At 40.9% G+C, this 19,604-nt stretch carries 18 protein-coding genes; 16 read left to right on the forward strand and 2 right to left on the reverse strand.

The window, feature by feature from the left end; all coding sequences use genetic code 11:
• The first annotated feature begins 552 nt into the window (after positions 1-552).
• The 7 genes from DBR39_RS18340 to DBR39_RS18370 all read left to right on the forward strand — a co-directional run bounded on the left by DBR39_RS18340 (position 553) and on the right by DBR39_RS18370 (position 5,250).
• Positions 553-1,320, forward strand: coding sequence for a P-loop NTPase (locus DBR39_RS18340; RefSeq protein WP_027374801.1), 768 nt, complete (start codon positions 553-555; stop codon positions 1,318-1,320).
• A gap of 1 nt (position 1,321) precedes the next feature.
• Positions 1,322-1,729 carry a DUF3408 domain-containing protein gene (locus DBR39_RS18345; RefSeq protein ID WP_027374802.1) on the forward strand — a complete coding sequence of 136 codons (408 nt, stop codon included), beginning with the start codon at positions 1,322-1,324 and terminating at the stop codon, positions 1,727-1,729.
• Between the two features lies 1 nt (position 1,730).
• Entirely contained in the window at positions 1,731-2,027 is a 297-nt protein-coding gene (locus tag DBR39_RS18350; RefSeq protein WP_051585161.1) for a DUF3408 domain-containing protein, read from the forward strand.
• 217 nt (positions 2,028-2,244) lie between these two features.
• Positions 2,245-2,646 carry a hypothetical protein gene (locus DBR39_RS18355; protein WP_124535541.1) on the forward strand — a complete coding sequence of 134 codons (402 nt, stop codon included), beginning with the start codon at positions 2,245-2,247 and terminating at the stop codon, positions 2,644-2,646.
• Between the two features lie 46 nt (positions 2,647-2,692).
• Complete coding sequence (locus tag DBR39_RS18360; RefSeq protein ID WP_027374804.1) at positions 2,693-3,094, forward strand: hypothetical protein; 402 nt, start codon at positions 2,693-2,695, stop codon at positions 3,092-3,094.
• Positions 3,095-3,122: 28 nt separating this feature from the next.
• A complete protein-coding gene (locus DBR39_RS18365) occupies positions 3,123-4,328 on the forward strand; it encodes a hypothetical protein (protein WP_124535543.1) in 1,206 nt (401 codons plus the stop codon).
• Between the two features lie 127 nt (positions 4,329-4,455).
• Entirely contained in the window at positions 4,456-5,250 is a 795-nt protein-coding gene (locus DBR39_RS18370; RefSeq protein ID WP_124535545.1) for a hypothetical protein, read from the forward strand.
• 119 nt (positions 5,251-5,369) lie between these two features.
• Here DBR39_RS18370 and DBR39_RS18375 read toward each other — a convergent pair whose 3' ends face one another.
• Positions 5,370-6,950 (reverse strand): Na+/H+ antiporter, encoded by a 1,581-nt coding sequence (locus DBR39_RS18375; protein ID WP_123865829.1) that lies wholly within the window; start codon positions 6,948-6,950, stop codon positions 5,370-5,372.
• Positions 6,951-7,131: 181 nt separating this feature from the next.
• A complete protein-coding gene (uvrB, locus tag DBR39_RS18380) occupies positions 7,132-9,072 on the reverse strand; it encodes an excinuclease ABC subunit UvrB (protein WP_228447871.1) in 1,941 nt (646 codons plus the stop codon).
• Between the two features lie 426 nt (positions 9,073-9,498).
• On the opposite strand from uvrB, the gene hxlB reads away from it, so the two are divergent.
• The 9 genes from hxlB (at position 9,499) to DBR39_RS18425 (ending at position 19,596) form a co-directional block, all read left to right on the forward strand.
• A complete protein-coding gene (gene hxlB, locus DBR39_RS18385; RefSeq protein WP_070564632.1) occupies positions 9,499-10,062 on the forward strand; it encodes a 6-phospho-3-hexuloisomerase in 564 nt (187 codons plus the stop codon).
• Positions 10,063-10,100: 38 nt separating this feature from the next.
• The gene (gene hxlA, locus DBR39_RS18390) at positions 10,101-10,730 is read left to right on the forward strand and encodes a 3-hexulose-6-phosphate synthase (RefSeq protein ID WP_027374807.1); all 630 of its coding nucleotides are present in this window, start codon (positions 10,101-10,103) and stop codon (positions 10,728-10,730) included.
• A gap of 131 nt (positions 10,731-10,861) precedes the next feature.
• On the forward strand, positions 10,862-12,259 hold the full coding sequence (gene gndA / locus DBR39_RS18395) for an NADP-dependent phosphogluconate dehydrogenase (RefSeq protein WP_124535547.1): 1,398 nt from the start codon (positions 10,862-10,864) through the stop codon (positions 12,257-12,259).
• Between the two features lie 11 nt (positions 12,260-12,270).
• Complete coding sequence (gene zwf, locus DBR39_RS18400; RefSeq protein WP_070564624.1) at positions 12,271-13,791, forward strand: glucose-6-phosphate dehydrogenase; 1,521 nt, start codon at positions 12,271-12,273, stop codon at positions 13,789-13,791.
• Complete coding sequence (gene pgl / locus DBR39_RS18405) at positions 13,784-14,512, forward strand: 6-phosphogluconolactonase (protein WP_027374810.1); 729 nt, start codon at positions 13,784-13,786, stop codon at positions 14,510-14,512. The genes zwf and pgl overlap by 8 nt, the downstream gene beginning before the upstream one ends.
• A 14-nt stretch (positions 14,513-14,526) precedes the next feature.
• A complete protein-coding gene (locus tag DBR39_RS18410; protein ID WP_034722848.1) occupies positions 14,527-15,402 on the forward strand; it encodes an AraC family transcriptional regulator in 876 nt (291 codons plus the stop codon).
• A gap of 63 nt (positions 15,403-15,465) precedes the next feature.
• Positions 15,466-17,112 (forward strand): glucose-6-phosphate isomerase, encoded by a 1,647-nt coding sequence (gene pgi, locus DBR39_RS18415; RefSeq protein ID WP_124535549.1) that lies wholly within the window; start codon positions 15,466-15,468, stop codon positions 17,110-17,112.
• 290 nt (positions 17,113-17,402) lie between these two features.
• The gene (locus DBR39_RS18420; protein WP_027374813.1) at positions 17,403-18,554 is read left to right on the forward strand and encodes an iron-containing alcohol dehydrogenase; all 1,152 of its coding nucleotides are present in this window, start codon (positions 17,403-17,405) and stop codon (positions 18,552-18,554) included.
• Positions 18,555-18,702: 148 nt separating this feature from the next.
• Positions 18,703-19,596: a bestrophin family protein gene (locus DBR39_RS18425; RefSeq protein ID WP_124535551.1), complete on the forward strand. Its 894-nt coding sequence runs from the start codon at positions 18,703-18,705 to the stop codon at positions 19,594-19,596.
• The last annotated feature ends 8 nt before the right edge of the window (positions 19,597-19,604 follow it).

Below are 19,604 nucleotides of genomic sequence, written 5' to 3' on the forward strand. Positions count from 1 at the left end.
TTGAGGCACAAAACGAGTTTTGAGTGCCTCAAAACACAACTTGCTCTGTTCTTGGGAACAGATATGAGAAAGAATAGAATAAAGCTCGCATCATAAAGAGCTTTCGGAAACCGTAGGTAAAAAGAGGTAAGGTAATAAAGCTTCTGCTTTACAGCCCCTACAGTTGCCTTCTTTTGCATAGAGCATGTCGGTAAGAACTATGGTCAATTTACCCTCTTACAAAATAAGTAATTGTAAAAAAATAAAAGCATTAGGTTTTAAAACTATAAAAGCATAAAACTATAAAAGCATAAAACTATAAAAGCATAAAACTATAAAAGCGTAAAAGCATAAAACTGGTAAAATATGAGGTCATAAATAGAGGAAGTTTTTTTTCCAGCCTACTATATTTTAAGAAGTACATATGATTTACAAATAAGATATGAGCCTTTATGTAAGGTCTTTTTTAAACCAGTAATACTGACTATACACCTGTTTTACGATGCATCTGTAAACTTAGGGTCTTGCTCTTTGATACAACTGTAAAATTAAAAAGCTATAAAATAATATAATATGGAAAAAAAGAAAGAAACCTTAAAGGTGAGCATTTATGCGCAAAAGGGCGGAGTTGGTAAATCGACAATGACGATTCTTCTTGCGAGTGTTCTACATTATCGTCTTGGATATAATATCGTGGTACTTGATTGCGATTTTCCACAGCACAGCCTTCTTGGTATGCGTGAAAGAGATAAGCGTACCATTATGGATAGTGATTTTCATAAAAGATTGGCAGTTAAACAATTCCATACGATCAATAAGAAAGCTTATCCGATCATAAAGTGTAAGGCGGAGAACGCACTTGAAAAAGCCTTTGACTACTGTGAAAGCAGCTCCGTTCAGCCGGATATTATTTTTTTCGATCTCCCAGGAACTGCCAATACACAGGGCGTTATCGGTGCTTTAAAGGGTATGAACTACATTTTTTCGCCAATTACCGCAGACCGACTGGTCGTTGAGAGTACGTTGGCATTCAGTGAGGTTTTCCTGAAACTTCCCGCACAGAACAAAAATGCCCTTGAACAATCACTTTTTCTATTCTGGAATCAGGTTGATGGCAGGGAAAAGACAGGTCTTTATGATTCTTATCAAACTGTAATAGAGGGATTATCACTGAAGAGCATGGCAACAAGGATCATGGACAGTAAGCGGTTTCGGAAAGAAATTGATGACACAGGAAGCTATGTTTTCAAGTCCACGCTGCTACCTGCCGACTTACAGACTTTGAAAGCTACGCGTGTAGATGAATTTGTCAAAGAATTTTTAAAAATAATTCATATCTGAGATGGCAATAAAGAAAGATCGTAAAGATTTTGAGAAACCCATCATAGATGAGGAGTACCTGATGAACATTATGAGTGGCGATGAGCCTTTACCAGCGGCAAATCCGGAGGAAAGCACCGATAAAGATTTAATTCCCACGGCTAAAGTTGAGAAGTCCAGACCAAGATCCGGTAAAAAAATGGATTATGAAGAACTGTTTCTTGTCAACCGTTTTCCAACCGGAAGGAGTGGAAAGGTTGTATATATCCGATCGGAATATCACGAACGGCTCCTGCGCATCGTTCAGTTGACACGTGAGGACAAAATAACGCTGTATTCTTATATAGACAATATACTGGAAAATCATTTCCGAGAATATGGTGATGAGATTACTGACTATTTCAATAAAAAATTTAAACCCATTTTATAAAATGAAAAAGCAAAATAGAAAGGTTGAAGTTACTGTTAAAGTTCATCAGCAGGTAACTTATGAAAATGTGAGTTATGAATCGCTTTTCCTTTCAGATACTTTGATGGAAAAACGTGGCGATAAGAGCATCTATGTCAGTGGAGAGCATCATACCAGATTATCCAGGATCGCCAATGTGATCGGTGAGGATAAAATACCGTTATATGCGCTGCTGGATAATATATTAAGGCATCATTTCACGCTTTTTGAAGAAATGCTCGTCAGGGAGTTCAAGGACAAATCAAAGCCACTTTTTTAAGATCATGGAAACTTTAATACAGACCGTAATATTGTTCTGCCTAATTGTCGTGATAATACTATTGCTGGTCGATAAGGTTAGGTTCATAAAACCACAGCGGAAAATATTTCGAAAGGTTGAGCAGATAGCTGAACCGGATGTCATAGGTAAGGTCACAATTCCTGAAAAGGAAAAAGCACCCGTCTGGCTTGCCAACAGGAAAAAGTTAATCGGACAAATGTTGTCAAATAAGGCGGATCAGGGCAACGAAGATCCAACAGGAAATGAACGGGAAAAAGAAGATGCCTCCAGTTTTAAGAATGAGGAACCTGACGACACCGAGAATATTCCACCGGATGATGATCGTTTTGGGCAGGCAGTTTCTTTAGATGAACTTACAAAAGTTGGGGACCTGTTGAAGCAGGACAATCTGGATGCAGTCCAGGAAAAAGAAACAAGTGACATCCTCCATAAAATGGAGGGGACGGAGTTTCTTGCGATGATGCAACAGTCCATCGATGGGGCTTCGCAGAAGATTGCCAGGCTTTTGGATAAGAGGTTATCGGAAAAGCATAATGACATTCCGAAAGAGCACCAGAATAATGCCTTGGACAATTTTGATATCGGAGACTTTATCTGACACTGAATTTTTAAGGCATTGTTAAGTAACAATAAAAAAAGCAGCTATGATAGCAAAGGATGATCCCGATTATATGATCGAAGAATACAAAGGCCGGATAATAGCCAGTCATAAAAATAATGTTTCCCAAAAATCAATGAACAATATTATCATCGTTTATGATAAGCTTGATTTTCCCGATTACGGATTTTACATCGGACTTGATGATTCTAAAAGTGCAGGATACAGGAAAATGGAACCGGTTAATATGGATGATGCCAGAAGTTATATTGATTGGTTAGCAGAAGTGACCAATAAAAAAGACCTCCAGCAAGATGCCTCTGTTTCTGTTCCCGTGCCGATTAAAGAAATTGTGGGCCAGATCTTATCTGAGGTCGCTTTGAGAAGGTTGGAAAATAATGAGGCTGAGTCCCCGAGTAAATCCCGGAAAAAGGGTAGAGGGATCTAATTATATATTGTTAAATATTAAAAAAAGTATGGAAGCAAACCTACCTGAAATTGAACTATGCGGTACCAAATTTCAATTTGATATTGATAGATTAATTCTAATTGAAAAAAATGATCCAAATAATCTGTTGTTTTTCAACGAAATGCTTGATCATCTTACCCATTACGAATTTTTTTACAGTAAAATAAATAAAAATATTCTTACGGAAAGATCTTTTGGTCCCGCTGATGATATTTTTAATGAATCCGAAAAAAGTAAGGAAGAATTTGCGCAGTCAACAGTAAAAGTAAGCGTTCCACGAATTGCTGAGATTGATCCGGAAGGTATGATGCGGAAATACGGCTGTAGTGTGGATGACATTAAAAATAAAACTGATTTTGACATCATCGTGGATCAGGAGGTCCTCAGACGAAGGGTATCTGGTGAACGCGTAAAAATTGATATTGCGGGTATAGTTTATGAAATAGATGCCATTGCTAATTCACTTCGACCACTGAACGGCGATTTGGATAGTATCAAATTAACAGCGTATCGGTATGATTATTTTATTGATGATGAAAGTTGCTATTACTTATACTGCAATACGAATGACGGCCGTATCGTCGATCTGCTTCGAGACCAAACGGTCGAAAATTCAATAGAGTTTAAAGTTCCGGATCTTACAAACTTAGATCCAATTGCAGTTATCAATAATTTTCATTTCCTCACAGATCTTGAACTATATTACCAGGATCTTAAAATGTTTCATATTGCCGAACCGTCACATCAGCAGATCAATGGTGCCGCTTTGCTAAACAGTGATTTTACGGTTAAAAATCCAGATCTGAAGACCTTGATCCAGATCTCAGAAAATGATCCTGATTTTACTCTGCAAGAATACCGAAATTATATTATTGCGAGTAGCAATGACACTGGCTATCCTGGTAAAGACCTGACCATAATCTATGAAAAAAACAACGAACCGTATAATGCACAGGTGATCATCCCTTTATCTGAACATTCAGCCAGCAATATGAAGCAGTCAGGTGTAGATGAAGCAATGAAACATATTGACTGTTTTGTCGATAAAGCCAATAATATATCCAGTAATTCTATATTGAGCAGGCTTCTTCCAATTAATAAATATCTTGAACTGTACCATTCGCAAGATCAAATAGAAGCTAAAAAATTATTGATCAAAAATGAAAAATCAGCAATAGAGAATCCCAAGAAAAGAAAGCGGCCAAAATTTTGAAATTTTGGAATTGGATAGGAAAATTCAGGAAAAATGGTACCTCAATGTTCTGCAATTCACCAAAAGTTAGCTCTACGGAAGAATTTAGCTCAGCAATTAAATTAATAAAAATAATAAAAGCTGAGTTATGGAAAAAGAACTACCGATCTATACAGATCCAGATTACGGAATCGAGTTTATTGTTGATGTGGAGAAATTCGAATTTCGGGAAAGGGCCAACCCCGAAAACCGTTACACATTAGAAGATATGATCGATCTGGAGGAAGAAGGATATCGCTTTGATCATTTCGACAAGACGAGTAGACAGAATTTAACTATAACTCCTCCACAGTTTGTAACGCTTGCCCCTAGGGAGATGGCAGAAAAGTATAATAAGGCTGTTGAGGAAATTCTTTTGCTGACCGATTTTGAGCTCATGGTCGATCAGGAGGCACTGACAAGAAGAATTAAACATGGAGAACTTCCAACGGTTGAAATTGGAGGGCACATCTTTTATGCTGATGCAAGGATTGATCTTTTAAGGCCTAAAGATGTTCTATCAACAATGGGTATAAGTTTTGATGATCTGGAGGATTGGTATGTGGAGGATAAAAATGTCTATGCCTTTCCTTACGATCCCAAAAATTTTGAAATAGGAGATCGAGAATGGGATAAAATACTAGACTACCCCATAGATTTAATTTTTGTTGAAATTCCTTATTCAAGAACCCTTGATCCGGTGGGCTGGAACCGAAGAAATGGATGGGAGGAAATGGAAGGTTTGAAAGAAACAGGCCTCAGACTTGACTTTAAGGCTGAGTTGGTGTCGTGGAATAAATCTGGAATTGATGAAATTATCTCGGAAAATAGACTTAAACAGCCGATCAGAGAAGCAGTTAAAGACAATGAAAGGAAAGAACATAAGAAAAGGCGGAAATTATAGGAACGAGGTTATTACTTTACTCGAAAAGTTAAAAACTTGAATGACAATTAATGCAGGAATCAGTGCCTTACTGATTCCTGCAATTAAAAGATCAATAAATATTCAACTATACTACAATTCTAGAAAGATGAATATTGTAGTCTTTCTTCTTCAAGATCAAGACGCATCAGATGTTTTTTTATTATATCCTCATCCAGATCTTTGTATTCTGCATTTTTTTTTAGCAGCCATCGTCTTTGAAATTCCAAAAGATCTATATAGAGATTTTTGGACGGAGCAGTTCGGCATACATTTTCGACATCATTATATTTTTTCTCCCACTTTGCTACCATGTTCATGACATGGGGATAATCCTGGATTTTATCACCGTATTTGTCCTGGAGGTAATGGACAGTTTCCGCTGTCATTTCCTTAAAAAGACTGGCGCTGATCTGTTCTTCGGACATTTCGTTTTCTTCGGAAGGTAAGTTCAGTTTTTTAATGAGAAGGGGGAGAGTTAATCCCTGAACAACAAGAGTTAATAGGATGACTACAAAAGTGACAAATAAAATGAGGCTTCTTTCCGGGAAAAGCTGACCGTTATCCATATAAACCGGAATAGAAAGTGCTGCAGCTAAAGAAACCACTCCGCGCATCCCTGACCAGCCAAAGAAAACCGGGAATTGCCATCCGTGGTTCTGGGCAGCTGCGACCGTCGTAAATTTTCTTGCAATGAATGTCGCAATTACGGCGGCATAAGAAGAGATAAACCGGATAAGTATTACAACGCCGGTAATCAAGACACCATATCCGATAGCTTTTGAAATGCTTACATTTTCAAGCTCTGCAATAATCTGGGGAAGGTCAAGACCGATCATCATGAAGACTGTACCGTTTAGTATAAAGCCCAGGCAGTTCCACACACTTATTGTCCGTAATCTGGAAGAACTGCTCAAAAACTTATGCTGGTTATAGGACAGAAACAGTCCTCCCGATACAACAGACAATACACCGGAAGCGTGAGTTTCTTCAGCCGCAAGGTACATAATGTAGGGAGCAATGAGCGTTAAAATGGTATCTATATTAACATCTGTATCCAGTTTTTTATGTACTTCCATAAAGATTTTTCCTGTCAGAATACCAATTCCCACGCCACCGATCACCATCCAGAAAAAGCTTCCCAAAGCTTCATACCAAACAAAATGTCCGGTCATTACTGCGGCTATGGCAAAATGAAATATGATCAATGACGAGGCATCATTCAGTAGGCTTTCGCCCTCCAGAATAGCGGCGGAACTTTTGGGTATTTTCACATTTTTAAGAATTGCCCCCGCACTTACGGCATCCGGCGGCGATACAATTCCACCCAATAAAAAACCCAGGGCCAGGGTAAAACCGGGAATAAAATACCAAGCGGTAACTCCAACTGCGAAGGCAGTGAAGAATACAACCAAAAAGGCAAAACTGCTGATAATCCTGCGCCATTTCCACAGCTCTTTCCATGAAATGTTCCATGCTGATTCGTAGAGCAGGGGAGGTAGGAATATAATGAAAATTAGCTCGGGATCAATTGTTATAACCGGGACACTGGGAATGAAGCTAACAGCTAATCCTGCCAATACTAGTAAAATAGGATAAGCGATCCTGATCTTTCTTGCCAGAATAATCAAAAGAGTAATCAATACTGCAAGGATCAGATAAAAAATAAATTTTTCTTCCATTTTGCAAAAATAATATTCCTAAACTTGATGGTGTAGAAGGATCCTACAACTAATTCAACACTATATAGAATTGCACATNNATGTGCAATTCTATATAGTGCAGCGTTATTGCATCTTTGTATGATATATTTAGCGGGATCTAAGCCCCTCAGTATCGTTAAAAACTATCGGATGCGAATACTTAGATATAGATGAACTGTCTATAGAGACCGTCTAATTTAAGGCGGATTTCATCTGTCAGTTTTTCATCATGATCGTCTGATGCAGCAACAAGCTGACGTTCCAGTTCAGTTATCCTTTCGCAGAGCTCCTCAAGATTCTGACAAAATGCTTCTGTGTGGGTGAAGTTTTTTCCTTCGCGGGGTTCCTCCGCATTTGGTCTACGGCTGGAGGAAACGGGACAAACATGATTTTCTTCGTTGAAAGCAATTTGGCGTTTTCGGCGACTTTCGGTTTCGTCAATAGCTGCCTTCATTGCCGGGGTGATCTTGTCGGCATACATAATAGCTTTTCCGTTGACATTACGTGCTACACGGCCAATCATCTGTATAAGTGCACTTGCTGACCGCAGAAATCCAGCCCTGTCAGCATCAAGTATTGCAATCAGTGAAGCCTCCGGAATGTCGAGCCCCTCCCGCAACAGACTGATACCTATCAGGATGTCGAATTCTCCGGCTCTGAGATCATTGAGAATTTCAGTTCTTTCTAAGGTCTTAAAATCCGAGTGTAGATATCTCACGCGGAAACCTTCGCTCTGGATATAGCCACTGAGTTCTTCGGCGGCGGCTTTTGTCAGCGTGGTGATCAAAACACGGTTGCCCGAATCCACACATTTTTTTATTTCGCCCAGCAGATCGTCAATATCATTTGCTGATGGCCGTACCTCCACAATGGGATCGAGGAGTCCAGTGGGTCTGACAACCTGTTCAACAACGCGGTCCTCTGAAACTTTCAGCTCATAATTACCGGGGGTGGCCGAAACAAAGATAGTCTGCGGTTTGATCTTCTCAAATTCTTCAAAACTAAGGGGATGGTTGTTTTTTGATGAAGGAAGTTTAAAACCATAATCTATCAGGGTATCTTTACGCGCCTGATCGCCCTTGTACATTGCCGAAATCTGCGGAATCATAACGTGTGATTCATCTATAAACAGCAGGCCATCCTTCGGTAAATAATCCAGAAGGGTAACAGGCGGCAGTTTGGGATCACGGCCACTAAAAAAGCTTGCGTAGTTCTCCATACCAGAACAGTATCCGGCAGTACGGAGCATTTCCACATCATCGGTAATACGCTGGTAAAGACGGTCAGCTTCTTCTAGTCTATTTTCGTTGTTGAGCTGTGCAACACGCTCATCAAGTTCGGTCATAATCTGGTCCGCTGCTGCTGTTGCCTGTATTTTTGAAGGTGCAAATAGAGTTTTGGGCGAAACTGAATACGCTGTTATATCTTCAAGCTCTTTGCCTGAAGCGGCATCAATAAACTTTAGTGAAGTGATCATCCCGTAACTAAGAACGATTTGTATGGCCCTGTATTCTGAATCAGCGGGAAAAATTTTTATGATATCTCCTTCGATCCGGTAGTTACCACGTTTCAGGGCACGCTCCGTACGGCTGTACTGTAAATGTGCCAGGCCCTGCTCCAGCTGGTCTATCTGAACTGTCATTCCCAGCGACAGGCGAACCTGTAATGCGCTATAATCGCTGGGTGCTCCAAGCCCATAAATGGACGAAACCGATGCGACAACAATAGTATCCCTGCGTTCAATAAGGGATTTTGTGGTGGAAAGGCGGAGTCTTTCCAAATGTTCGTTAATGGAAGAATCTTTTTCAACGAAACGGTCACTGCCGGGCAGATACATCTCAGGCTGAAAATAATCATAATATGAGACGAAAAACTCAACAGCATTCTCTGGAAAAAATTGCTTCATTTCATCATATAGCTGAGCAGTCAAGGTCTTGTTAGGTGCAAGAATCAAGGTCGGACGCTTTAGCTGGTGGATAATGTTTGCCATTGTAAAGGTCTTTCTTGAACCTGTGATACCTTTGAGTGTCTGGTGGGTAGCTCCAGATTCAATTCCCGAAACAAGTCTTGCGATAGCATCCGGCTGGTCTCCTGCGGGAATATACTATGAGTGTAATATAAAAAGGCCTTTTGACATAAGTTTCCTGTTAGTTAGTTGTAACACAAATATAATTAAAAAACTGATTCACGGTTTGCCGGTGTTCCGGGAAAATCAATGTTTCATTGATCCGTAAACTAAAGCTCTGGAATTTAATGTTTGACTACTAGACATAAAATAGTTTGGTAAGACCATAATGTGCGTCGGACTGTTATTGATCAGGCACAGTTATCTTTTTTCTGAGTTCAGCGACACCACTCCCTATACAATACAGTATTATTAAAATATAACCCGCTCTTTTACAGTGGTCAAGAAGGTCGCAAATGTATATTATATAATGTTATATGTATAATATCATGCGTCTCAGGCAACATACCTTTGTATTATCAAATCAGAAGATCTGATGATAAAATATCCTTACTACAGAAAATGGAAGAGAATAGTTCAATAAATAATTTAAATATAATCCTGGATGAAATTAAAGCGATTTCATCAGTGCTGAATCCGGTATCGCTACAGACACTGGAAGACAATTTAAAGAAAGCGGACCGTATATTTTTTGCAGGTGCCGGACGTACAGGCTTAGCACTGAAGATGGCTGCCATGAGATTTATGCATCTAGGCTTAAATGTATATGTTGTGGGTGAAACAACTACGCCCGCAATCTTAGAGAACGATCTTCTGCTGGTAGGCTCCGGTTCTGGAAGCACGCCGACACTTGTAATCGCCGCTGAAAAGGCAAAAAAACAACATGCAACTGTAATAGGCATTACAGCGGATTCGAATAGCAAAATTGCTAGCCTTTCAGACCATGTGGTGCTTGTTAATGCGGCGGTGAAGACGGACTTTGGAGAATCAGCGTCCCGTCAGTATGCTGGAAGTCTCTTTGAACAGTCTGTCCTTTGGGTCCTTGATGCTGTATTTATGACACTGTGGAGAGATTCAGGCCTGACAAAAGAGGAGCTCTGGCCGAAACATGCCAATCTTGAATAACGAGAAATACAATTAAATAAATATTAAAATTTTATATTATGACTAAGTTACAAGTAGCGATTGACTTATTGACTACAGAAGCAGCCCTTGATTTGGCTGCAAAAGTATCACCTTATGTGGATATCATCGAGCTGGGAACACCTTTAATCAAAGCTGAAGGTCTAAAAGTGATCACCGCAATGAAATCCGCGCATCCTGATAAATTGGTCTTTGCGGATCTGAAAACAGCTGATACAGGTGCATTAGAAGCAGAAATGGCATTCAATGCAGGTGCGGATCTGGTAACCGTAATGGGTGCTGTTGATGATTCCACGATCAAAGGTGCAGTAGAAGCTGCAAAAAAAGCCGGTAAACAAGTAGTAGTTGATACGATCGGCGTAAAAGACCGTGTACAACGTGCCAAAGAAGTTACAGCCTTTGGTGTGGCATTTGTTGAGTTGCATGCCGGCCTTGATGAACAGGCTCAGCCGGGTTATAACGTGCAAAAACTTATCGGTGAGGGCCGTGAGGCACAGGTTCCTTTTTCGATTGCCGGTGGTGTAAATCTTGACACGATTAAAGATGTCGTGGCTGCTGGTGCAGCAGTAGCTGTTGCCGGAGGAGCCATCTATGGTGCCCAGGATCCAGCTGCAGCAGCTAAAGCCCTGAAAGAAGCCATCACAGCATAAATCAGAAAGTCGGACTATCCTTCGAAGTCTTCTCTGTACTAACAGGGAAGACTTTATACTGCAAATCTAATCTGCTCAACTTTTAACTGTAGTGAAGAATGATATAAATAGAATATTTAAAGATTTAGAAAATGAAGACATATAATTTTGGTATAGTAGGCCTGGGTGTGATGGGCCGAAATTTATTGCTCAATATGGCGGATCATGGATTTGCTGTGGCCGGGCTGGATATGGATCAGGAGAAGGCCGGTTCATTGCAGAATGAAGCACAGAAAGACCATCAGATTTTTGCAACCGTTGATCCGGAATCCTTTGTTAAATCTCTGGAAAGCCCGAGAGCAATAATGCTCCTTGTTCCTGCGGGTGCTTCTGTTGACGGGGCAATAGGAACTTTACTTCCCTTGCTGGATGAGGGCGATATAATAATCGATGGGGGCAATACCTATTTTTCTGATACCGACAGGAGGTATCAGGAGCTTTCGTCAAAGGGAATCCACTTTTTTGGTATGGGAATCTCAGGTGGTGAGAGCGGGGCCAGAAGGGGGCCGAGTATGATGCCCGGAGGTGATAAGGTAGCTTATGAGCGATTACGCCCCATTTTTGAAGCAATTGCTGCAAAAGTTGATGATGCACCATGCGTTGAATTTTTGGGTAACGGCTCAGCGGGCAACTATGTGAAGATGGTTCATAACGGTATAGAATATGGAATTATGCAGCTTATTGCAGAGACCTATGATATAATGAAGAATGTCTATCATCTGGAGCATGAAGTGATACAGGAATCATTTGAACAGTGGAATAGGGAAGAACTGAATTCCTTTCTCATTGAAATTACCGGAGCTATTCTAAAGCGAAAAGAAGAGAATACTTTCCTGGTGGATCTGATTTCAGACTGGGCTAAATCCAAAGGGACAGGTAAATGGACATCTCAAAATGCAATGGATCTTCAGGTACCCGTGCCTGTGATCGACGCTGCTGTCAATATGCGGGACATGTCTAAATATAAATTGGAAAGGATTAAGGCATCGAAACTGCTGACCTGGCAAAATACGTCAAAAGTTGATCCTGTTGATCTAGAACATCTGAAGGCCGGTCTTTATTTCGCCATTATTAGCACATACGCACAGGGGCTTGCCCAGCTTAGGATGGCATCTGATACCTATGGTTATGGACTGAATCTGGAGACCGTGTGTAAAATCTGGCGCGGGGGCTGTATCATCCGTGCGACACTTCTGGAAGACTTCCGAAAGGCGTTCGCTTTACAGCCGGATCTTGCAAATATTCTGCTTGACAGGGAGATTGCTGCCAAGTTAAATGCATCACAGGCAGGTATCCGGTCCATCATTCGGGATGCCATTCAGAATGGTACACCTGTTTCGGCATGGATGAATGCACTGTCATATTTCGATGCTTACCGTGCAGAAAATTTGCCTACGAACCTTATTCAGGCACAACGGGATTTTTTTGGAGCGCATACTTATGAAAGAACTGATAAGGAAGGCGTATACCATACCCATTGGGAATCTTAAAATTAAATAAAATGAAAAATAATGATAAAAAGCCAACCTCTATCGTAGTTTTTGGGGCAACAGGAGATTTGGCGAAAAGAAAATTATTTCCTGCATTTTTCAATCTGTTCCTGGAGGGTTGGTTTCCCGAGGAATTTGAAGTTCTTTCACTGGGAAGAACGGAACAGACACAGGAAGAATTCAGGAATTATATCCTTGAAAATATCAGGACATTTTCAAGAATCCAAAAATTCTCCCAGGAACAATGGAATAATTTCAGTGAGAAAATTAAATTTATCAGATTTGATATAACACAGGAGGAATCTTTTATCCGGTTGAAAAATGAACTTGATACCATTGATGTAAACTTGGGGATCAGATCCAACCGTCTGTTTTACCTTTCGGTAGCACCCAGTTTTATTGAAACGGTATCGAATAGCTTAAAAAATGCAGGTCTGACCGAGAATGTTGATCAGGACAGGATGATCATTGAAAAACCTTTTGGCTATGATAAGGCTTCGGCCGTAGCACTCAATAAGCTCCTTTCGCAGACTTTTAAGGAAGTGCAGATCTACCGAATTGATCATTACCTTGGAAAGGAGAATGTACAGAATATCCTGGCTTTCCGTTTTGGAAATACCATTTTTGAACCATTGTGGAATAATAATTATATCGATTCTGTACAGATTACCGTTGCGGAGACTGTCGGCGTTGAAGACCGGGGCGGATACTATGATGGGTCGGGTGCTCTCCGTGATATGATCCAGAACCATTTGATGCAGATTCTCTGCATGATTGCCATGGAAGCTCCCGCTGCATTTGAATCGTCAGAGATCAGGGACCGTAAAGTAGATGTGCTCAAAAGTGTCAGAAGGATGAATCTTGAGGATATCGGACATTATACGGTAAGAGCACAGTATATCGAGGGAGAGATTGACGGTAAAAAGAAACCTGGCTATTTGGAAGAACCCGGAGTGAATCCAAACTCAAATACCGAAACATATGTTGCGATGAAGTTTTACATTGACAATGAACGCTGGCGCGGGGTACCGTTCTATATGCGGACGGGCAAGCGCATGCAGGAAAAAAAATCTTCCATCGTGATCAGTTTCAAAGACGTCCCGTGCACGACATTTCGAGATGATCTGAATATTCTGTTCCCCAATAAACTGGTGATCAATATCCAGCCAGAAATGGACGTCAGGCTGTCGTTCATGACCAAAAAACCAGGTCTGGACATGAAGCTGAAACCGGCTGAAATGGTATTCGACTATTTTGAATGTTCATCGGAAACTCCTGAAGCTTATGAAACCTTACTCTTGGATGCTCTTGACGGGGATTCTACTCTTTTTATGCGTTCGGATCAGGTGGAGGAGGCCTGGGATGTTATCTCTAATATTCAGGCCGCCTGGGAAAGCGGAAATTCGCCAAAGATGGACACGTATGCTGCTGGAAGTGCGGGGCCTGCAGCTGCGGATGATTTATTGAAGAGACAGGGGCATCACTGGTTATCTACTTCTGCCGAAAAATTTAAAAAGGAACAAGATGCTTAATATATTTGCGACCACAGAAGAAATTTTCAAAGAAGCTGCAGCGGTTTTTATCAGTTCTGCAAATGAAGCGATTAGGCAGAAAGGATATTTTGCTGTTGCACTGACGGGCGGATCTTCACCGGAAGGCCTGTATAGGTTATTATCGGAAGATCAGTATAAAAACCAGATCGACTGGGCCAAAGTACTGATCTTCTGGGGAGATGAAAGGTGGGTGCCACTTGACAATGACCTGAGCAATGCCAGGATGTCCTATGAGCAGCTCTTGGACAGAGTGCCTGTTCGGCCGGTCAATGTCTTTCCCATGTACCGGGACGGTATAACAGCAGAGGATTTTGCTGCTGTATATAATGTATTATTAAAAGAAATGCTGGGAAGTGATGGCAGAATGGATCTCATCCTTCTTGGAATGGGACAAGATGGGCATACTGCCTCGTTGTTTCCGGGAACCGAGGCGTTGGATGAAACAGAAAATTGGGTCACTGCGTATTATCTGGAACAGCAGCAGATGTACAGGATTACACTGACGGCCCCTTTTCTTAACAGGGCACGAAAACTACTCGTGATCTCTTTTGGAGAAACGAAGGCGGAAGCTCTCAAAGAGGTTATCGAGGGACCTTATAACCCCAGAATATACCCGGCACAATTGCTTGCGCCATCTCAGGGAGAATTATTATTTTTGGTAGACAAAAAAGCAGCAAAATATTTGCACGGCAATATTTAATATAAAAAATAAATATGATCACACATCATCTGAAAGATATTCAGCATAATTCTGAAAGGGCAATCACGCCCTTTCATATTTTTGAATTGGACAGGAATGCACTGGAGGAATATAGGGAACCGCATACAAAAGACCATTTTTGTCTATTATTTGTTAAAAAAGGCAAAATGAAAATGCAGGTAGAGGACCGTCGGTACGATGTGACGGAAAATAACATCTGTGTTATATTTCCTGGACAGCTATCATCAAAAGAACAGATCAGCAGCAACTTTGAGGGCAAGATGATCCTGTTTGATGAAGTGCTGTTCTGTTCGGATATCCTTAAAAATGAGCTGAGTATTTACAATCACAACATTTCTGTCAAACTCAATCATATTGAACTGCCCGTAGCGGAGACCAAGGAAGTAGAGTTGCTGTTGGATCAGATAGAAAAACTATACCATGACCTAACATCGGTAAAGAAAGAACAGGCACGGTTTTACATCAAGATAACGTTACTTAAGCTGGTCGAGTTTGTCCACACGAAGTGGGACAAGAATAAACTGACCAATGAAAATACAAAACTCTATGGGAAATTTTTAGAATTACTGGAGCGGTATTACAAGACAGAACGTACAGTAAGCTGGTATGCGGAAAAATTGCTGATTTCACCCAAAAAATTAAATGAGATCACCAAGAAAACCGCGGGGCTGACCTCGATCGAAACCATCCACGCAAGGATCATGAATGAGATCAAGCAGCTGTTGCTGCTCTCCAGCTATTCCCATAAAGAAATTGCTTTCGAACTTGGCTTCAACTCACCCGCTGCACTTAATAAGTTTGTTAAGGCTAAGCTTGATGAAACACCCACGGACCTGCAGCAGCAATTGGCGCAAATGTATAAGACATAGGTATAAGTTGGTTGCGTGACCGCCGGAGAATTGAACTAGGTTTGTAACATAAATCTTAAGCATATGTTACCAACGGTTAATTTAAAAGATACAGCGGCTTTTCAGAAGCTTACGGCACATTTCCAGATGATAAAAGATGTGCAGATCCGCAATTTGTTTATAGAAGATCCCCATCGCTTCTCCACGTTTTCAGTGCAATGGGGCGATGTACTGTTTGATTATTCAAAAAACAGAATTACTGGAGAGACGCTGAACCTTTTGCTGGAGCTGGCAAAAGAGGTGAAACTAGACCAGGCGATTGATAAAATGTTCGCTGGAGACAAGATCAATGCAACGGAGGGCAGGCCTGTTCTGCATACAGCACTGCGCCAGCCAAAAAATGCGGTAGTTACTGTTGATGGAGTGAATATCATACCCCAGGTTCATGAAGTACTGGACCAGATGAAAAATTTCACACAGGATGTACTTTCGGGAAGCTGGACCGGATATACGGGAAAGGCGATAACTGATGTTGTCAATATCGGGATCGGTGGGTCAGATCTCGGCCCCGTCATGGTAACGGAGGCTTTAAAAGCATATAAAACGCCTCTGAATCTGCATTTTGTATCGAATGTCGATGGTACGCACATTTCTGAGGTCTTTAAGCATGTTAATCCTGAAACTACACTTTTTCTTATTGCTTCCAAAACATTTACCACCCAGGAAACCATGGCCAATGCCCATAGTGCGCGTTCTTGGCTGCTTGAGGCGGGGGCTGAAATAAAAGATATCGAAAAACATTTTGTTGCGCTGAGTACGAATGAAGCTGAGGTGGAAAAGTTCGGAATCAATACGCGTAATATGTTTGTGTTCTGGGACTGGGTAGGGGGCAGATATTCATTATGGTCCTCAATAGGACTATCCATCAGTCTTGGAATAGGATATGATAATTTCCAGGCGTTATTGGAGGGTGCCCGTGAGGCCGACGAGCATTTTCAGCATGTTCCCTTTGAAAAGAACATTCCGGTAATCATGGCTCTTTTGGGGATCTGGTATATCAATTTTTATGGTGCTGAGACCTTGGGTATTTTTGCGTATGATCAATACCTGCACCGTTTTGCGGCCTATTTTCAACAGGGGGATATGGAGAGCAATGGTAAATATATCGACCGTAACGGTCATGTAGTTGATTATCAGACAGGACCTATAGTCTGGGGCGAACCCGGTACCAATGGACAACATGCGTTTTATCAGTTACTTCATCAGGGGACTAAGCTGATACCTTCGGATTTCATCGCGCCTGCTCAGAGTTTAAATCCGCTGGGAGAACATCATAAAATACTATTGTCCAATTTTTTTGCGCAGACCGAAGCACTGATGAACGGAAAGTCAGCGGAGGAAGTGATAACCGAATTGCAGGGATCAGGAAAATCGGCTGATGAAATCGAGCAGCAGCGTAAATACAAGGTATTTCAGGGAAACCGTCCGACAAATTCATTTTTGCTGAAAAAGATAACGCCAAAATCATTGGGTAAACTGATCGCTCTTTATGAACATAAAATTTTTGTGCAAGGAGTCATCTGGAACATTTTCAGCTTTGATCAATGGGGTGTTGAACTTGGTAAACAATTAGCTAATGCTATCTTACCTGAACTTCAGGAGGATCACCAGGTTCAGGGCCACGACTCATCTACCAATGGGTTGATCAATCAATATAAGTCCTGGCGCTGATTCAGGATAGGTTTTACTCCGAGTATAAAAAGCAGAAGTAATAAACTTCTGCTTTTTATACTTAATACAGTACGCTATATGCTGTATGTCAGTGATTAAATGTATAAAAATGAATGTTGTGCTCAGTGTAAAGTATTTGATTTTGAATAGAATAATGGTTGTTGTCTGCCTTTTTGTTTTAATTTCAGTTGTTTATTCATAAGGGAGCAAATGTATATCATATAATATTCAATGTATAACATCAGCGTCTGTCATTGCAGTACTTTTGTATAAGAAATTTAAAATAAAATATGAGCAAGTTATTTGTTGCCAGCGAAGTATTTCACGGAGCTGGAAGTTTATCAGAATTAAAGAACCTTTCAGGAAAGAAAGCGATCATTGTAACTGGTGGACAATCAATGAAAAGAAGTGGGACCTTAGATAGAGCACTTTCCTATTTAAACGAAGCAGGACTTGAAACTGCTGTTTTTGACGGTGTTGAAGAAGATCCGTCTTCGGAAACAAGTCTTAAGGGAGCTGCAGTGATGCGTGATTTTGAACCGGACTGGATTGTTGGTCTTGGGGGCTGTTCTGCAATCGATGCGGCAAAAATGATGTGGGTCTTCTATGAATATCCCGATGCCGATTTTGAGGCAATGACAAAACCTTTCACTGTTCCGACATTACGCCAGAAGGCTAAATTTGTAGCGATCCCTTCTACAAGTGGTACCGGAACAGAAACAACAGGTCTGGCGGTTATCACTGATAGAGAAAAAGGGGTGAAGTATCCGATCGTTTCTTACGAGCTAACTCCGGATATTGCAATTGTAGATGGAGAAATATGTGCTTCAATGCCGGCTCACATCACATCAAATACGGGGCTGGATGCTTTGACACATTGTGTGGAAGCCTATGTGTCGAATATTGAAGACAACTATGCAGATGTACTGGCAAAAGGAGGTCTGGAAATTGTTTTTCAGAATCTGGAAGAAGCGGTGAATAATCCGGGCAATATCAAGGCTCGTCAAAACATGCACGATGCTTCATTTATGGGAGGTTTAGCTTTTAATAATGCATGGTTGGGTATTGTACACTCATTATCGCATCAAGTTGGTGCCCTTTATGGTATTCCCCATGGTGCAGCCAACGCGATATTCCTTCCAAATGTGATCCGTTACAATCAGACAGCAACAAACAGATACCCTGATCTGGCCAAAATTGTTGGCAGGACATCAGCAGAGGAGCTGGCTCAGGAAATTGAGAAACTTAGAGCGTCCGTCAACAACATAGGTTCACTTAAAGCATTCGGTATTTCCCGTGAAGACTGGGAGAAAAATCTGGATTTCATCAGCAAAAATGCTTTAGAAGATCCATGTACAGGTTTCAATCCGCGTAAACCGACTTTACAGGACTTAAAAGATCTTTACAATGCTTCTTTTGAAGGCGATATCTATCAGAATTAAACAAGTTTGATGAAGAAAGTGGTTTACCCTTTAATTTAGGGTGGATCACTTTCCTCCATTTGATATTTTGGAGCTATATTTATTAAATTGGAATCGGAAATTCTTATTTTGAATTGTATAGTAATAATAATGTTAAATAGAAAGTCCCATGATAATAAACCGCAGAGTTCCATTTAAATTTCTATTAAATGAAATTAAGGTACAATTGTTTACAGTTGCCCTTCTGGGGGTTACTTTTGGTCTATTACCATATTATTTACCAGATTATGCGCCGGATATTTCCATTCAGATAGCGACAACATTGGGTATTGCGATCTCGATTCTGTTATCGTATAAAATCAACCAGTCCTATAACCGGTGGTGGGAAGCCCGTACCATCTGGGGAGCAATCGTAAATGACAGCCGTTCTCTGATCCTGCAGCTCCAGCTTTATGTGAAAACTGAAAACGTAGATGTGGCTAAAATTTCCCATTATCAGATTGGCTGGTGCAGAGCCTTAGAAAGATCATTGAGGCGGCAGGAAATTTGGCCTGTTCTGGAAGATTTGCTCAGCGAAGAGGAAATTAAAAAGCTCCGAGAACATTCAAATGTTCCCCTTGCGATCAGTCAATTACAGAATGGATGCTTGAAAAAACTTTACGATGAAAACCTGCTGAATGAATTTGCTCTGCTTCAGATAGAAAAAACATTAAATGATCTGGTAGCATCGATGGGGAGGCCAGAGCGGATTAAAAATACCGTTTTTCCACCCACATTTGGGCAGATATTGCATGCCGCCATCTATTTGTTTGCCGTTTTTCTGAGTCTGTCATCCTCGTTCCACTTAAACATTGTGCTGCAGGTTGTCATTCTTATTTCGGTTTCGATGATGTTTTTTTTCTTGGAAATGCTAGCGCATAGGCTTCAGGATCCTTTCAGCAACAGCCCTACGGATACGCCTATGACCGCACTTTCACGAACGATAAAGATCAATATCCGTCAACTATTAAATGAGAAGGAAATCCCAGATCCAATTGAGCCGCAGGGACTTTATCTTATGTAACCTTAAAG

The organism is Chryseobacterium sp. KBW03 (genome assembly GCF_003852415.1).
GTDB lineage: Bacteria > Bacteroidota > Bacteroidia > Flavobacteriales > Weeksellaceae > Chryseobacterium > Chryseobacterium viscerum.

What these genes read in the sequence shown, in the direction of transcription:
- DBR39_RS18340 (WP_027374801.1), top strand. Translation starts at nt 553, where the DNA reads ATGGAAAAAAAGAAAGAAACCTTAAAGGTGAGCATTTATGCGCAAAAG.
- DBR39_RS18345 (WP_027374802.1), top strand. Translation starts at nt 1,322, where the DNA reads ATGGCAATAAAGAAAGATCGTAAAGATTTTGAGAAACCCATCATAGAT.
- DBR39_RS18350 (WP_051585161.1), top strand. Translation starts at nt 1,731, where the DNA reads ATGAAAAAGCAAAATAGAAAGGTTGAAGTTACTGTTAAAGTTCATCAG.
- DBR39_RS18355 (WP_124535541.1), top strand. Translation starts at nt 2,245, where the DNA reads ATGTTGTCAAATAAGGCGGATCAGGGCAACGAAGATCCAACAGGAAAT.
- DBR39_RS18360 (WP_027374804.1), top strand. Translation starts at nt 2,693, where the DNA reads ATGATAGCAAAGGATGATCCCGATTATATGATCGAAGAATACAAAGGC.
- DBR39_RS18365 (WP_124535543.1), top strand. Translation starts at nt 3,123, where the DNA reads ATGGAAGCAAACCTACCTGAAATTGAACTATGCGGTACCAAATTTCAA.
- DBR39_RS18370 (WP_124535545.1), top strand. Translation starts at nt 4,456, where the DNA reads ATGGAAAAAGAACTACCGATCTATACAGATCCAGATTACGGAATCGAG.
- DBR39_RS18375 (WP_123865829.1), bottom strand. Translation starts at nt 6,950, where the DNA reads ATGGAAGAAAAATTTATTTTTTATCTGATCCTTGCAGTATTGATTACT.
- hxlB (WP_070564632.1), top strand. Translation starts at nt 9,499, where the DNA reads ATGGAAGAGAATAGTTCAATAAATAATTTAAATATAATCCTGGATGAA.
- hxlA (WP_027374807.1), top strand. Translation starts at nt 10,101, where the DNA reads ATGACTAAGTTACAAGTAGCGATTGACTTATTGACTACAGAAGCAGCC.
- gndA (WP_124535547.1), top strand. Translation starts at nt 10,862, where the DNA reads ATGAAGACATATAATTTTGGTATAGTAGGCCTGGGTGTGATGGGCCGA.
- zwf (WP_070564624.1), top strand. Translation starts at nt 12,271, where the DNA reads ATGAAAAATAATGATAAAAAGCCAACCTCTATCGTAGTTTTTGGGGCA.
- pgl (WP_027374810.1), top strand. Translation starts at nt 13,784, where the DNA reads ATGCTTAATATATTTGCGACCACAGAAGAAATTTTCAAAGAAGCTGCA.
- DBR39_RS18410 (WP_034722848.1), top strand. Translation starts at nt 14,527, where the DNA reads ATGATCACACATCATCTGAAAGATATTCAGCATAATTCTGAAAGGGCA.
- pgi (WP_124535549.1), top strand. Translation starts at nt 15,466, where the DNA reads ATGTTACCAACGGTTAATTTAAAAGATACAGCGGCTTTTCAGAAGCTT.
- DBR39_RS18420 (WP_027374813.1), top strand. Translation starts at nt 17,403, where the DNA reads ATGAGCAAGTTATTTGTTGCCAGCGAAGTATTTCACGGAGCTGGAAGT.
- DBR39_RS18425 (WP_124535551.1), top strand. Translation starts at nt 18,703, where the DNA reads ATGATAATAAACCGCAGAGTTCCATTTAAATTTCTATTAAATGAAATT.